Raw genomic sequence first — 14,892 nt, forward strand, 5'->3', positions numbered from 1 at the left:
TCGCTGTTTTATGCAATTACACCTGAAATGTATACTGATAGCCAGTTTATATATCGCTGGCTGTCACCAGAACAACAGTAGCACCAACAATTCCGCAGCCACCGATACCAATACGGCGGCCACCACGGAAACTGCCGGTGAAACATCCAATGGCATCGCGTTTAAAAAACAAGGCGCCCTGGCTTTCGTTTCCAAATCAGGCGCAGATACCCTGCGAAAAATAGATATCCAGCTGGCGCAAACAGACGAACAGCGCGCCGACGGACTGATGTTCCGCAAATCCATGACAGACGATCAGGGCATGCTTTTCATTTTCCCTGACATGGAAGAACGCGCATTCTGGATGAAAAACACCTACATCTCCCTGGATATTATCTACATAGATGATAAGCTGGAAATTGTGTCCATTCAGAAATACGCAACGCCCCTGTCGGAAGAAAGTCTTCCATCTTTCAAAAAAGCAAAATACGTCCTGGAGGTAAACGGTGGATTCTGCGACAAGTATCACATTAAATACGGCGATAAAATAACTTACCAATAAAAAGAAAGCCCTGGCAAACGCCAGGGCTTTCTTCGCTTATATAATAACCTCTTTTTATACACTCCCTTCAGGCTTTGTAACATCTAGGATATGCAGCTGCGTTTTTCCCGCAGGCACTTCCCAATCTATCACATCACCGGTACTATATCCCAGCAAGGCAGTGCCTATGGGAGAAAGGATCGATAATTTGCCCAGCTGTAAATTGCTGGCAGCCGGCAATACCAGCTGTACATTCCTGATAGCCCCACTGCGCTCATCCCTGAATCTGAGGGTGGAATTTACCTGTACCACATCAGCGGGTACCTTACCTTTCCTGACAGTGGCCCTGTCGAGCTCTTCTCTCAGCTTGTCGGTGCCCGGTGCGTGATAGCACAGGGTTTTAAGGATTTCGTAATCATGCAGGGACACGATAATCTGTTTCTTTTTCATGATAACCGGGTTTTATGTCAGTGTTTACAGATGACTGCCCATCGTGTCATCCGATGAATGATAAAACTGATTTGATAAGATTGTTTTAGAAAATATTAGCGGAATAGCACTACGCAGGTAGTTATCCCCCCGGGTACAACACTTTATGTACTAAAAGTTGCCCGGGCTTAATTGTTGAAGTCTTTTGGGCAGGATAGGAACGGCAACAGGAACCCGCACGTGCGTTTGGATGCACGTGGTGTATTGAGTAAGTGTAATATGTAAATTGCCGGATTCAATTAATGAATAATTGTATCCGGCAAAGATAAGGCTTTTATTTACAACAAGCGGTCAATTCGCTAACTCTCCTGCTGTGAAGGGCTTCTGGCGGCCATTATTCAGCTTACGCACCTGCTGGATATCTGCAGCGGAAACTTTATCGGCTTTATTATTCCAGGCACTGCGCAGGAAAGTGAGCAGTTGTGCAATATCTGCATCACTGAATTCATCACTGGCGCCGATACCCGGCATATCGCCATTTATTTCCGGGGCTTTGTACACTTTCCCGTGTACTTCCACCGGACCGGTAAGACCGTATAATACGATAGATATAAATGCTTTTTTGTTACCGTTTACCCAGTTGCTTTCATTGAGCGGCGGCGCCATCGCCGTAATGCCCTCCCCGTTTTTACCATGACAGGTTTGGCATACGGTATTGAAGATCTTATATCCTCTCGGTAGTTCTTTCCGTAACGCTTCCATCTTTTTCACATTGGCTTTGCTGTCCATGTTTTTCAGCACTGTTTCCAGCTGACGGCGCAATATCAGCGTGGTATCAGGGTTCCAGGCAATGACCTCTTTCAGCAAGGCTGCTTCCCGGTTGGCCGCATTATTTACCAGCGCTGCCGCCACATAACGGTTAGGGGCATACGCTTTTATCATTTTATCTTCCAGGCGGGTGGCAGCTGCTTTATCCAGTTTCCCTACCGCAGGCAATATATAAGCCACTGCCGGCGCCAGGTATGAATTATCCGACAAGGAGTCCAGCGCTGTTACTGTTGCTTTGATGTTACTGCTGTTTAATACAGATGGCAATGCCGCGAGCGCCTGCATTTTTAGTGCAGGATCTGCCTGTTGCCAGATGCCGCTGATATCATCTCCGGTGAGACTGTGCAAGCCTTCCAGCGTCCAGAGGGCGTGGATCTGTGTCAGCGGGTGTGCCGCGTCTTTCAGCATGGTTCTCAGTTCCGGCGCCATCGCGGTTAGGTGCTGATCAATGATGAGCTGTTGCGCTTTATCTCTCAAAACACCATTATCGTTACCCAGCATTTTCCCGAGGAAAGCGGGCGTAAGTTCAAATGTAACCGGCTGTGGTTTACTGCCGGCAGGAATGATGCGGTAAATACGGCCGCAGTTCAGCGGCAGCGTAAGGTTACGCATCTTTATCTCGTTCTTCAGGTAATCTGTCAGGTAGGTTTTATGTTGCAGGATGCCCCGGTACATATCGGCGATATACAAAGCGCCATCCGGACCGGTACGCAGGTCCACCGGCCTGAAACGCTCGTCGGTGCTGGCCAGGAATTCTTTCCGCTGGTATGCTTGTACACCTTTCACGACATAGCTGCTGTCTGATAAAATATTCCTTTTAATCAGGTTGGCAGAAGGCTCGGCTACAAACGCATTACCGGCATAGGTAGATGGCAGCAAGGTGCCGCGGTAAATCACCGGGCCGCAGGCGGCGGTGAATTTCACCAGGCGGAGGCTGTCGTCCAGCGAGCCTTTCTGGTAACCACGGTTTACACCCGGCGTTGGATGCGCGGGGTATGTGCGGTTATCGGGTACAATTTTTTGATCAAAACCGGCGGCATTGTTCTGTTGCTGGTTAGTGCCGCCTAATCCTGGAGGAAAATAATCGCCCAGCAGGTTTTCCGAATTATTGTTATAATAAAGACGGCCGTAATTATCCTGCGTAATGCCCCATTGTCCGCGGAAATGCGTGGGCTCCTTCAGCCACTTATCTCCCGCCTTACGGTAACGCCTATCCGATTTTGCATTATAGATCCAGTTGTCCATTGCGCGCAGCAACCCGTTGGGCTGATGCTCCACGTTTCCGCCGGCAGCGTATTGATCATCTACCAGGGTTCTTTTGCCGGGTTTGTCGCCATTGTTTTCTATAAACCACAATTGCGGCGGCGTAGCTACCAGCACGCCGTTTTCTATCAGGCAGATAGCCCTTGGCAGCACCAGTGAATCAAGGAACACGGTGCGTTTATCCATTACGCCATCGCGGTTGGTATCTTCCAGGATCACAATTTTACCGTCGGGTTTATCTTCCCCGGTACCGGCAGTATCAGGCATAAAGCCGGTCATCTCCACTACCCACATGCGCCCGCGCTCATCAAAAGTCATGGCTACGGGCGCCACTACCATTGGTTCGGCGGCCACCAGTTGTACTTCCAATCCTTCATCAAATTGCATGTGTTTGATGGCTGTTTTGCCATCCAGTACGGGTGAAGCAGCAAACTGCTCCCGCATGGCAATAGAATCTTTTTCGTGCTTGTTCCCGTTGTTCTGCTGATTTCCTTGTCCACAGGCAAATAAAGCCAGAGATAACGTGGTGATTAAACGATAATGAATACGCTGCATTTTTTACTATTCGGGTTACGAAAGCGATAAAAATACATTTCTAAATATATTTTTTCTGAAAAATTATATGAGATAACAGTTTACTATGTGAGCGACGGCAAAAAAACTTATCTTCGTCGCTTCATTGCATACATTTTACGATTTATTTGCATTTATGGAACGCTTTCAGGGCATCATAGGCATCGTACTTATTCTGGGTATCGCCTTTCTATTTTCTAACAACAGAAGTAAGATCAATTACAGGCTGGTGTTCAGCGGTATTGGCTTACAGGTGTTAATCGGCTTTCTGGTATTTAAGGTGCCCCCTATTACCTGGTTCTTCCAGCGGGTAGGAGATGCAATGGGAAAGCTGGAAGGATTTGCCCGTAAAGGCGCTGCCTTTGTATATGGAGGTATTGGTGTATCGCAGCCCGATGGCACCGGCCTGAAGGACTATGCCGCCGGAGGTTTTGTATTTGCTTTTAACGTAACGGCCACCATCATCCTGGTGTGTGTGCTGGTAGCGGTTTTATATCATTATGGCATTATGCAGCGCGTGGTTGCGGTAATTGCCCGCGCCATGAATTATGTAATGCGCGTGAGTGGTGCGGAAGCATTGAGCAATGTGGCCAGCGCCTTCGTAGGACAGGTAGAAGCACAGGTGATGATCCGTCCTTATTTATCAAGCATGACCAAAAGCGAAATCCTCGCCTCCATGAGTGGAAGCCTGGCTTGTATTGCCGGCGGCATCCTCGTGGTGTATGTGAATATGGGATTGCAGGCTGGTTTGCATATTGCACCTTTCCTGATCACCGCCAGCCTCATGGCCGCTCCGGGGGCACTGGTGATTTCGAAAATCGTTTTCCCCGAAACAGAGGAAAGCGTAACAATGGGTCGCGTTAAAATGGAAGTAAAAAGCAATTATACCAACGTAATCGACGCGATTTCACACGGCGCCGGCGATGGTTTTAAAATAGCCATGAACGTGATCGCCATGCTGATCGGGTTTATCGCTTTCATTGCACTGATCGACTGGGGCCTTATTCATATCGGTCATATCTTCAATCCTAATTTTGATCTCAGCCTCGACTGGATCTTCGGAAAAGTGTTTATGCCGATGGCCTGGGCAATGGGCGTGCCACAGGGAGATGTACAAGGCGTAGCTACCCTGCTCGGACAAAAACTCACCATTAATGAATTTGTGGCTTTTAAAAGTCTCACTGATAAAACAGTACCGGTATTAACCTCCAAAGGGATTGCCATCGTTACAATTGCTATTGCGGGTTTTGCCAATTTCAGCAGCGTAGGCATGCAGATCGGTGGTATCGGTGAGCTGGCCCCCGACAGAAGGGCTGATCTGGCTAAATTGGGGCTGAAAGCCCTGTTGTGTGGAACGCTGGCATCTTATATGTCGGCCTCTATTGCGGGAATATTGATCTAACGCGGAGTTTGTCTTACTCAGGATTACGCTGATTATACTGATTAACTGGATTTTTACTTTTTGGATTATAAAGGATTAAGGGAGATAAAAGCGAATATATCCGCTTTTATCTCCCTTAATTATATCTTAAGAAAATCAAAAAAATCCAAAAGTAAAAATCCAGTTAATCAGTATAATCAGCGTAATCCTGAGTAAGACAAACTCCGCGCGCGTTATTCCAAGCGTTTAATGAGTCCCGCCTGTACAGCCGCCCAGGCTTCACCCTGACCCGCATCTTCCCAGTAATTCTTCATTTCGGAGGCTGCCACAATTTTATTTACAGCGGCGATTGCCTGGTTTCTGAGTGCGCGCGTACCAATAAGGTTCAGCACATCCAGCTGATCCAAAGGATCTTCCGGGAAATCTTCGCTTGGGCGTGCTACCAATGCTGCCACCAGTTCTGCAGCGGCCAACGCCTCTTCGCAATCCGAAACTTCCAGTGTTTCGATGTTGTTGATGACACGCGCTAACGTGTCAGACACCAAACCACCGTCTTTATTATCAATCAGGTCAAAAATCCAATCCTGTGATCCATCATTTTCAAAATTTCTGGTGCCCCATGCGCCCATAGTGTTTACGTTTTTTTATTTTTTTAGAATAAAGAATAAAAGTAATGAACTCTCTTTACAACAACCAAACCAACCGGCTAGTTCAAACTCCTGAAATCAACCGGAACGAGTTTGCTCACTCCCGGTTCCTGCATCGTTACGCCGTAGATCACGTCTACAGCCGCCATCGTTTGCTTGTTATGTGTTACAATAATAAATTGTGAATTATCGGAAAACTTGCGGATCATGTTGGTAAACTTACCCACATTGGCATCATCCAATGGCGCATCTACCTCATCCAGGATACAGAACGGCGCCGGCTTAATCAGGTAAATGGCGAACAGCAATGCGGTGGCTGTCAGTGTTTTCTCTCCACCGGACAGCTGTGTAATCGCCGCCGGCCGCTTGCCTTTTGGCTTCGCGATAATTTCAATACCAGTGTCCGCCAGGTTTTCAGGATCACTCAGGATCATATCGCACTGGTCTTCTTCCGTAAACAGGGCTTTAAATACCCGGATAAAGTTTTCCTTCACCTGGTTAAAGGTATCCAGGAATTTCTGGTTAGCGGTGGACTCTACCTCCTGGATAGTGGCCAGCAGGGAATCTTTCGCATTTACCAGGTCCGTTTTCTGCTCCAGGATAAACTCGTAGCGCTTCTTCATTTCCTGGTAAGCTTCAATGGCCGTGGGGTTGATTTCCCCCATGTTCTCCATGCGCTTTTTCAGTCGCTCTGCACTGCCCGTCAGCTCATCCACCGACAGTTCTGAGTTGCGTTGCTCATCTATAATTTCATCGAGGTTCACTTTAAACTCCACGCTGAGCCTTTCCTTCATGGAGGCCAGTTGCAGCCGCAGTTCATTTACCTTGTCCTTAATGGTATTCAGCTGCTGCTCCAGTTCCTGTTTGGCGCGCTGTTTTGTTCTCAGCGTGGTTTCCAGTTCCTGGAGGTGGTTACGGAAGTTATAGTATTCCTGGTCTTTTTCGTTGAGTGCCTTTTCTTCTTCTTCGCGCTGGCGGAATAATTCCACGAGTCCGTCGTCTGCGTGGCTCAGTTTATCCACGGCAGCCGCGATGTTGGCCACGGCGTCTTCCAACTGCGATTTGTTACTGGTGATCTGTATGTGCAGGTCTGCCAGCTGTTTACGCTTAAATTCCAGTTCCTGTTTAAGGGCCTGTACTTTACTTTGCTGACGGGTATGCTGCAGGTTTTGGTTATTAAACTGCACCGTAGCCATATTAAACTGCTGTTCCGCTTCCTGGGCCATCCTGTCGGCATCCGCGATGCTGTCCTGCAGCTCGGTGACCCTTTCGTTCAGGCTTTCCAGTTCGTCTTTCACACCGGAAATGCTTTCCTGGTTGGTTTCCAGGGATTGCTGCATTTCTTCGAGGCGTTTATCGCCGGCTTCAATGAGGTGGTGGAAGTTTTCAATCCTGTTCTGTAAGCCAAACAGCTGATTGCTCAGCTGGTTTACCCTTTCCCGCGCAGCATTGATATTATTTTCATTCAGCTGGCTGTTGTAGCCTAATACTTCGTCGTGTTTGCTTTGCAGCGCCACTTTCAGGCGGCCCACTATTCCTTCGAGATCTTTGATCTCTATTTCCAGCTTTTCCAGGTTTTTGGCCCTTCCCAGCTTTTTACCTTCAAATAATCCTACAGAACCTCCGCTAATGTTGTATTTACCACGATGCATGCGGCCGGATTTTTCCACCAGCAGCATCCTTTCGTCCGCCACCTGGCTGAATTCCAGGCGGGTGAGGTCTTCCCCGATAAATACTTTTCCAAGGAGATGCTGTCCCAGTCCCCGGTACTTCTCTTCAATTTCCACTACTTCCAGCGCAGGAATGGTGCCTGCCGGCGCCAGCAGCGGGCTGTAATCAGTCCGGAACTGATCGAGGATGAAGAAATTGGCTTTTCCTTTTTTGTTGTTATCGAGCAACTGGATGGCCTGTACGGCTTCATGTACGTTGTTCACTACATAGTAGCTCAGGTAAGGTTCCAGCAGGTTTTCCACGCAGGTGCGGTATTCCTCTTTACAGAAAAATATATCACTCAGGATGGGGGCGTTATTGTTCCAGTCGGGATTCTTTTTGAGAAATTTGATACTCTCCGGGTAGCCTTCGAGGCTGTCGACCAACGACTTGAGCAGGTCGAACTCGTTCTTTTTGGAATCGAGGGTACGGTTTTCGTCTACCAGTTTATCACGCAATCCTTCGATATCGGACTGGGTGGCGAGTATTTTACTTTTGGTTTCTTCCTGGAAACGGACCATGTTTTCCAGTTCCGTTTTGCCGCCGGTCAGTGTTTGCTGCAGGGCTTCCTTTTCTGTTTCCAGCTGGGCGATCTGCTGCAGGCGGCTGGTCTTTTCTTCCTGGAGCTGCTGCATGCTGCGTTGCAGGTTCATTACGGAAGTATCGGCAACGGCTACTTTCTTTTCGGCTTCAAATTGCTGACGCTGCCAGCGTTGCTGGTCGTTGCGCAAGGTTTCAAGGGCCTGTTTCTTCTGATGGAAGCGTTCTTTCTTTTCCTCCACCATATCGCGGAGGGTGTCCAGTTCGTCGGCCATGGTTTCAAACACTTCCCCTTCTTCTTCTACCTGTTTTTCGGTGAATTCGATAGAAGAAGTAAGTCCCTGCAGTTGTCCTTCTGCATTGCTGAGGAAGTCGCTGATATTTTTTTCCCGCTCGCGCAGATAAGTAAGTTGCTGCGTGGCGAGGTTCTTATCGTTTTCTTTGGTGCGGATGGTGGATACCAGCTCATTAAAAGATTTCTGCATGGTTTGCAGTTCTCTTTCTTTTGCCACAAAATGCAGTTTATCCTGCTCCACGGCCGCTTCTGCGGTGAGGATCTCGGTTTCCAGCGCCAGTTTGCGGTCGCTTTCATTTTGCTGGGTATCCGACAGTTCCTTGAAGGTTACGTTAAAGCCTTCCAGGGCGGCTTTGGCAAGTTCTATGCTGATTTCGCGGTATTCCTTTTTTACTTCGTAGAAGCGTTCCGCCTTACGGGCCTGGCTTTCCAGTGTTTTAAGGTTGTTATTGATTTCAAACAACAGGTCCTCAATACGGTTCAGGTCTCCTTCAGTGGCGTCTAGTTTGGATTTAGCTTCTTTTTTGCGGGTTTTATATATGGAGATGCCTGCCGCCTGTTCCAGCATACGGCGACGGCTGTTTTCCTTGTCTTTGATGATATCGTCTACCATTCCCAGTTCGATGATGGCATAGGAATCGGTACTTACGCCCGTGTCCATGAACAGGTTATGGATATCTTTGAGGCGGCAGGCCACATCGTTGAGGCGGTATTCACTGTCGCCGTTCTTATAAAATTTGCGTGTAATCGTCACCGTGGTGAACTCGGTGGGTAGTACGTTCTTGGTGTTTTCAAAAGTGAGACTAACCTCCGCCATACCGCTTGCAGAGCGGCTTTTAGAACCATTGAACACAAGTCCTGCCTGGTTATCAGACCGGAGGTTACTGATTTTGTGCTCGCCGATTACCCAGCGGATGGAGTCGATAATATTACTTTTGCCGCAACCGTTTGGCCCAATTACCCCAGTGATGCCCTCATCAAACTGCAAAACGGTTTTATCTGCAAAACTTTTAAAGCCTTTAATTTCTAGTGTTTTTAAGCGCACGTCGTACTCCGAGGTTTTTTAAGGCGTCAAAGATATAATTTTACCCGAATCAAAAAGTAATTTAAGTGAGATGCAATAATATACAGTAATTATTTATACACAATTACCGGTCATTTGCCCCTGTCCGCAGCACGCAACTAAAGTCTAAAAGACTGGTTATAAATATAGTAAAAAGAACAATTAGAATTTAACTCCCTGTTAGAAAATTACGCGGATGTTGTCTTTCTCAGGATTACACTGATTATACTGATTAACGTGAGATATCTTCTGAACCCTGCATTAAATTAAAGTCAAAAGTAATATATTCATCTTTAAAGGATAAGAAAAAAGATAATCAGTTTAATCAGCGTAATCCTGAGAAAGACAAAATCCGCTTATCTTTGCGCCATCAAAAACCCTTTTACGTTTGCGTACAGAACAGCGGATCAATAATATAAAAAGTTTCCTTTACAGTTATCATTTCAGCAACGGTATGCGTACCACCATCAGCGTGGTAGTGCCTTCACTGGTATGCGCTTACTTTGGCATGCTGGACCTGGGTATCGCTATGTCGATGGGCGCCTTGTGTACGGCCCTCAGCGATGTACCCGGCACCATTGTACACAAGCGGAACGGCCTTATCATCAGCACCATCCTGATCTTTTTTTCCGCGCTGGGCACCGGCCTGCTCATTCCTTACGTAATACCCATGGCTATCTGGATAGCGGTGTGCTGTTTTATGTTTGCCATGCTGCTGGTATATGGTAACCGGGGAGGTAATATTGGTACCGGCTGCCTGCTGGTAGTAGTGTCTATTCTCGGGGAAACCCAGCTCACGCCGAAGCTTACCCTCCTCCACTCCTCTATGGTGCTGCTGGGCAGTATCTGGTACGCGGTGCTGGCCCTCATCCTCTGGCAGATCCGACCCTACCTCAATGTGCAGCAGGCACTGGGCGACTGTATCCTGCAAACCGCCCGCTACCTCGAGGTAAGGGCCAACTTCTACACGCCCGGCGTAAATGTCAGCGAAAACTACAAGGCCGTACTGGACCAGCAGGTGATCGTCAACGAAAAACAGGAAAATGTGCGCGAACTGCTGCTGAAAAGAAGATCCGCCCAACAGGGCACTACCAGTCTCAATAAAAGCATGGTACTCATTTTCCTGGATATGGTAGATCTCCAGGAACAGATCATGGCCTCTCAAACCGACTATAACGCCCTGCACGCCGATTTTAAAGATCTGGCGATCCTGGAAAAATTCCATGCTCTCATCCTTGAATTCACCCAGGAGCTGAAAAACATCGGGATGGCCGTGGCAGCGGGTCAGCGCTCCCTGCCCAAAACCAACCTGAAGTTTGAGATGGAAAAGGTAAAACAGGCCATTGCCGACATTACCATGAAGCTGCCTACCCTCAAGGAAAGAACCCGTACCATCCCGCTGAGCAACATCCTGCAAAACCTGCAGGACATGGCCCAGCGCATTTATAACCTGCATAGGCTTACCCGGCTGGAAAGACTGAAAGACGAATCCATAGATCCAAAACTGGAGCTGTCGAAATTCACTACCCGCCAGAAATACGATTTTGAAACCTTCCGGGATAACCTCACTTTCAAATCACATATCTTCCGGCACGCCATCCGCGTGAGCCTGGCTACCGTATTGGGTTACGGGCTGGGTATTGCCCTTCACCTCGACCGGGTATACTGGATCCTGCTAACCATCGTGGTGATCCTGAAACCAGGCTTCGGGCTTACAAAATCACGCAGCATACAACGTTTAATCGGTACCGTTACCGGCGCCTTATTTGCCGCCGGCCTGCTTTACCTTACGCACAACGATACGGTGATCTTTATAGTCATGCTGATCTGCATCCTGGGCGCCTACAGCTTTATGAGCTTCCAGTATACCGTCAGCGTATTTTTTGTGACGCCGTTTATCATCTTCCTGCTGCATTTCCTTCATCCTTCAGACCTCTACAATGTAACGCAGCGGGTACTGGACACTTTCATTGGCGGAGGCATCGCTTTCTTTGCCAACATGCTGCTGTGGCCTACCTGGGAGCATAACTTCCTCCCGGACTACATGAAAAAGATGATGGAAGCCAACCGGAAATATTTTGAACTGGTGATGCGCGCCTATTCCAATGAAAAGGTATCCATTACAGATTTCAAACTGGCCAGGAAAGACACCTACGTGGCCGCCGCCAATATGATGTCGGCCTTCCAGCGTATGTTATCGGAACCCAAAAGCAAACAAAAGAACGCGTCAGAAGTATATCATTTCGTGGTACTGAATCATACACTCACCTCGCATACCGCCACCCTGGCGGCCTACAGCCTGCATCACGGGGTGCAGTTTCCCCGCCCGGAATACCGCGAAATAACGGATTATCTCCTCCATTATATGGACCAGCTCACCCTGCTCACAGATCCCGCCACCAGCAGCAGCGCCCAACCCTCCCCGCAGGTACATGCCTTCGACCGGCTGGACGCCCACCTGGAAAGCCTCGTACATCTGCGTCAACAGGAAATCAATGAAGGCAAAGGCCCTACACCCACCCGCGACGAAATGCTGGAAACCAAACAGGTGCACGACCAGCTTGTAGCCATCCTCTCCCTCGTAAAAGACATGAGCAAAGCGCTGAAAGCGGAGTGACGCGGATTTTGTCTTGGCTCAGGATTACGCTGATTTTACTGATTACCCTGGATTTTTACTTTTGGATTTTATAAAGGATTAAGGGAGATAGAAGCGGATATATTCGCTCTTATCTCCCTTAATTATTATAAGAAAATCTAAAATCAAAAAAAATCCAAAAGTAAAATCCAGGGTAATCAGTAAAATCAGCGTAATCCTGAGCCAAGACAAAATCCGCGTTACTCCGCTAAAATGGTAAACTCCGCGGTTACCGGTGTCAGCGCAGCAAGCACGCGGTCGAAGAAGGCGGGGCCTTCCTGGGCGTACCAGGGCAGGAAGTTCTCCTTGCGCTCCTGTAACGAACCGGCAGGAAATAATTTATTCTTAATCTGGCGGATCTGATCTGTTTGCCAGGCGAACTTTTTCTTCTCGGCACGCAGGAACTTATGTTCCAGTTTACCGATCGACTTCAGCGCTTTCTTTCTTTCAGAGGCGGTAGTGGCAATCAGTGTGACATCAATGCTGCGAGCCTTTTCTTCCAGGGAATCAAACAACTGCTCGATGGCCGCATATTCATCTTTCAATACCAGCGAAGCATTGGTGTGTTTCTTCACGTAATCGTTTACGATATCTTCCGTTCCCTTGAAAAGATCAGTGGTGGTGAGTCCCAGCTTATTGATCCGCTGTTGGGAAAGTGCATCGGTAAGCAACAGGGAGTTGCGCAGCAATAAAACAGGGAAAGGCACTTTATAGTGTGCAAAAAGTCCTTTCAATTCCAGCCAGTAGGCAATTTCACCACCCCCGCCAATAAAGGCAATATTGGGCAGGATGGTTTCCTGGAACATTCCCCGTAAAATAACATTGGGACTGAAATTTTCAGGATGTGTTTCCAGGGCTGCTTCCAGCGAAGCGGCGTTGAAAGTCAACGACGTGTGTAATACTTTCCACTGATCACCGTCCTGAACGATGCGCTCCCGCGACCCTTCCTGTAAATAAAAAAGATTTATTTCGCGTGGATTGGCCTGCACTTTATAATGTTCCCCCAGCTTCGCCAACGTATCGCTGACAATGGCATGCGACGCCTGGTTAAACAATTCGTCCTTTATAACGGGAAGGTATAAACGTTTTAATGCGGCGTTGTCCGGTATCAGTACCACCAGGCCAAAGCGGCCGAATAACGCATGTACAAGGTACAGTGTGGCTTCCTGGATATTTTCATGTTCCAGGTAGGCCTTTTGCAGGAGGTCTGTCAGTTCGTCGCTGTGAGGTGCATATCCCAGCGTTTTCTTCACTTCAGCGATCAGCGTTTCCAGTCCTTCCGGCTTCATACGCCCTACTGCGCCCTGCTGACTGGTATTCCAGGTGATGGTTTTCCCTTCCAGGTAGATGCTGCCCAGCTCTTCGAGATCGGCATCTTCACTGCCCATATAATATACCGGTACAAAATTATGTTGCGGGTATTGCTGTTTCAATTCATGACACAGCTTAATGGTTTGCAGGATCTTATAAGCGAAGTAGAGGTAGCCGGTGAAAATATTGGGCTGATGTGCGGTGCATACTGTAAAGGTATTAGGCTGCAACAGGGCGGTGATATTATCCTGTACTGCCTTTACGGGCTCCAGGGAAGTGTATTGCTGTTCCAGTGCGGCTACCAGTGCGGTTCTTGGTGTATCAAAATTTTGACGGGCGGCTATTGCGGCAGCAAAGTCCGGATGTACAGGAGAATAGGTATAAAATGGTCTGATCTGCGGACGTTCTGCTAAAAAATCTGTTACCAGCTGGTTAAAATAACCAGTTTTCCCATAAGGAATATATTCGGGCATATTGAGTTTCGAATTACAAATTACCAATTACAAAACGATGCAGTGCCAACACATCGAAATTTTTGAATGTACGAAGTTAGGTAATTAGTCAATTGGTTGATCAGATTATTGGTTGACCGGTCATCATTCCGGTACACCGGTTTCTTTGGCGCTTGTTTTGACAGCTATGCTGCAAACAACAGGCGCCTTAGTGCGCTAATGTTGGAAAATATACCATTATGAAGATAGCAATACTGGCGCCGATAGCCTGGCGTACGCCTCCAAGGCATTACGGCCCATGGGAACAGATGGCGGCTAACGTGGCGGAAGGCCTGGTAGCCAAAGGAATGGATGTAACGCTCTTTGCCACGGCCGACTCGCTCACTTCCGGTACCCTGGCGGCCATTTGCGCCAAAGGGTATGAGGAAGACCGCGAGGCAGATGCCAAAGTAAATGAGTGTATGCATATCAGTTACCTGATGGAGCAGGCCAGGGATTTCGATATCATCCATAATCACTTCGATTTCCTCCCCCTTACCTACTCCAGGCTGATTAAAACGCCTATGGTAACCACTATTCACGGATTTTCCTCTCCTAAAATATTACCGGTATACCAGCGGTATAATGATATAGGAAGATATGTGTCTATCAGTAACTCCGACCGCCATCCGTCGCTGAATTACGCAGCCACGGTGTATAATGGTATCCGCACGGAAGATTTTGCGTTTGAGCCTACGCCGGACAGCTACCTCTTATACTATGGCAGGATCCATCCGGATAAAGGCACGCATGATGCGGTACAAATCGCCCTTCACTCCCGCCGCAAGCTGATCATAGCCGGCATCATACAGGACGAAGCCTATTTTAATGAAAAGGTAAAGCCCTATATAGATGATGAACAGATCATTTATATCGGCGCGGTAGGCGGGGAAGAACGCAGCCTGCTGCTGGGAAAAGCCAATGCACTGCTGCATCCCATCTTTTTTGATGAACCTTTTGGTTTAAGCGTAGCGGAGGCCATGCTGTGCGGCACGCCCGTTATCGCGTACAACCGCGGCTCCATGCCAGAGCTGATCAATGACCGTAAAACAGGTTTCCTTGTAAATAATTTACACGAAGCCGCCGCCTGTGTGGAAGATCTCACACTGATCAACCGCCAGGATTGCCATCTGCACGCGAAAAATAATTTCAGCGCGGAAATCATGACGGAGAAGTATATCGCCGTATATAACCAATTATAGATAG

At 48.0% G+C, this 14,892-nt stretch carries 9 protein-coding genes; 4 read left to right on the top strand and 5 right to left on the bottom strand.

What is annotated here, in order from left to right; translation table 11 throughout:
- The first annotated feature begins 10 nt into the window (after positions 1-10).
- A complete protein-coding gene (locus ACLHR0_RS16750; RefSeq protein ID WP_429049471.1) occupies positions 11-541 on the top strand; it encodes a DUF192 domain-containing protein in 531 nt (176 codons plus the stop codon).
- 54 nt (positions 542-595) lie between these two features.
- On the opposite strand, the gene ACLHR0_RS16755 is transcribed toward ACLHR0_RS16750, so the two are convergent.
- Positions 596-970 carry a GreA/GreB family elongation factor gene (locus tag ACLHR0_RS16755; RefSeq protein ID WP_429049473.1) on the bottom strand — a complete coding sequence of 125 codons (375 nt, stop codon included), beginning with the start codon at positions 968-970 and terminating at the stop codon, positions 596-598.
- Positions 971-1,300: 330 nt separating this feature from the next.
- The gene (locus tag ACLHR0_RS16760) at positions 1,301-3,595 is read right to left on the bottom strand and encodes a DUF7133 domain-containing protein (RefSeq protein WP_436488089.1); all 2,295 of its coding nucleotides are present in this window, start codon (positions 3,593-3,595) and stop codon (positions 1,301-1,303) included.
- Between the two features lie 154 nt (positions 3,596-3,749).
- Here ACLHR0_RS16760 and ACLHR0_RS16765 point away from each other — a divergent pair, with 154 nt between their 5' ends.
- The gene (locus ACLHR0_RS16765; protein ID WP_436488091.1) at positions 3,750-5,015 is read left to right on the top strand and encodes a NupC/NupG family nucleoside CNT transporter; all 1,266 of its coding nucleotides are present in this window, start codon (positions 3,750-3,752) and stop codon (positions 5,013-5,015) included.
- Between the two features lie 212 nt (positions 5,016-5,227).
- Here ACLHR0_RS16765 and ACLHR0_RS16770 read toward each other — a convergent pair whose 3' ends face one another.
- Together ACLHR0_RS16770 and smc are read right to left on the bottom strand one after the other, a co-directional pair.
- Positions 5,228-5,623, bottom strand: coding sequence for a DUF4259 domain-containing protein (locus tag ACLHR0_RS16770; protein ID WP_436488093.1), 396 nt, complete (start codon positions 5,621-5,623; stop codon positions 5,228-5,230).
- A 77-nt stretch (positions 5,624-5,700) separates the two neighbouring features.
- Positions 5,701-9,231: a chromosome segregation protein SMC gene (smc, locus tag ACLHR0_RS16775; RefSeq protein ID WP_436488095.1), complete on the bottom strand. Its 3,531-nt coding sequence runs from the start codon at positions 9,229-9,231 to the stop codon at positions 5,701-5,703.
- Between the two features lie 406 nt (positions 9,232-9,637).
- Between smc and ACLHR0_RS16780 the strand changes: the two genes are divergently transcribed.
- Positions 9,638-11,866, top strand: coding sequence for an FUSC family protein (locus ACLHR0_RS16780; protein WP_370913187.1), 2,229 nt, complete (start codon positions 9,638-9,640; stop codon positions 11,864-11,866).
- Positions 11,867-12,084: 218 nt separating this feature from the next.
- Here ACLHR0_RS16780 and bshC read toward each other — a convergent pair whose 3' ends face one another.
- A complete protein-coding gene (gene bshC, locus ACLHR0_RS16785) occupies positions 12,085-13,668 on the bottom strand; it encodes a bacillithiol biosynthesis cysteine-adding enzyme BshC (protein WP_436488097.1) in 1,584 nt (527 codons plus the stop codon).
- A 218-nt stretch (positions 13,669-13,886) separates the two neighbouring features.
- Here bshC and ACLHR0_RS16790 point away from each other — a divergent pair, with 218 nt between their 5' ends.
- Positions 13,887-14,888, top strand: a complete 1,002-nt coding sequence (locus tag ACLHR0_RS16790; RefSeq protein WP_370913185.1) for a glycosyltransferase family 4 protein — start codon at positions 13,887-13,889, stop codon at positions 14,886-14,888.
- The last annotated feature ends 4 nt before the right edge of the window (positions 14,889-14,892 follow it).

The organism is Chitinophaga sp. ARDCPP14 (genome assembly GCF_051362515.1).
Taxonomy (GTDB): Bacteria; Bacteroidota; Bacteroidia; order Chitinophagales; family Chitinophagaceae; genus Chitinophaga.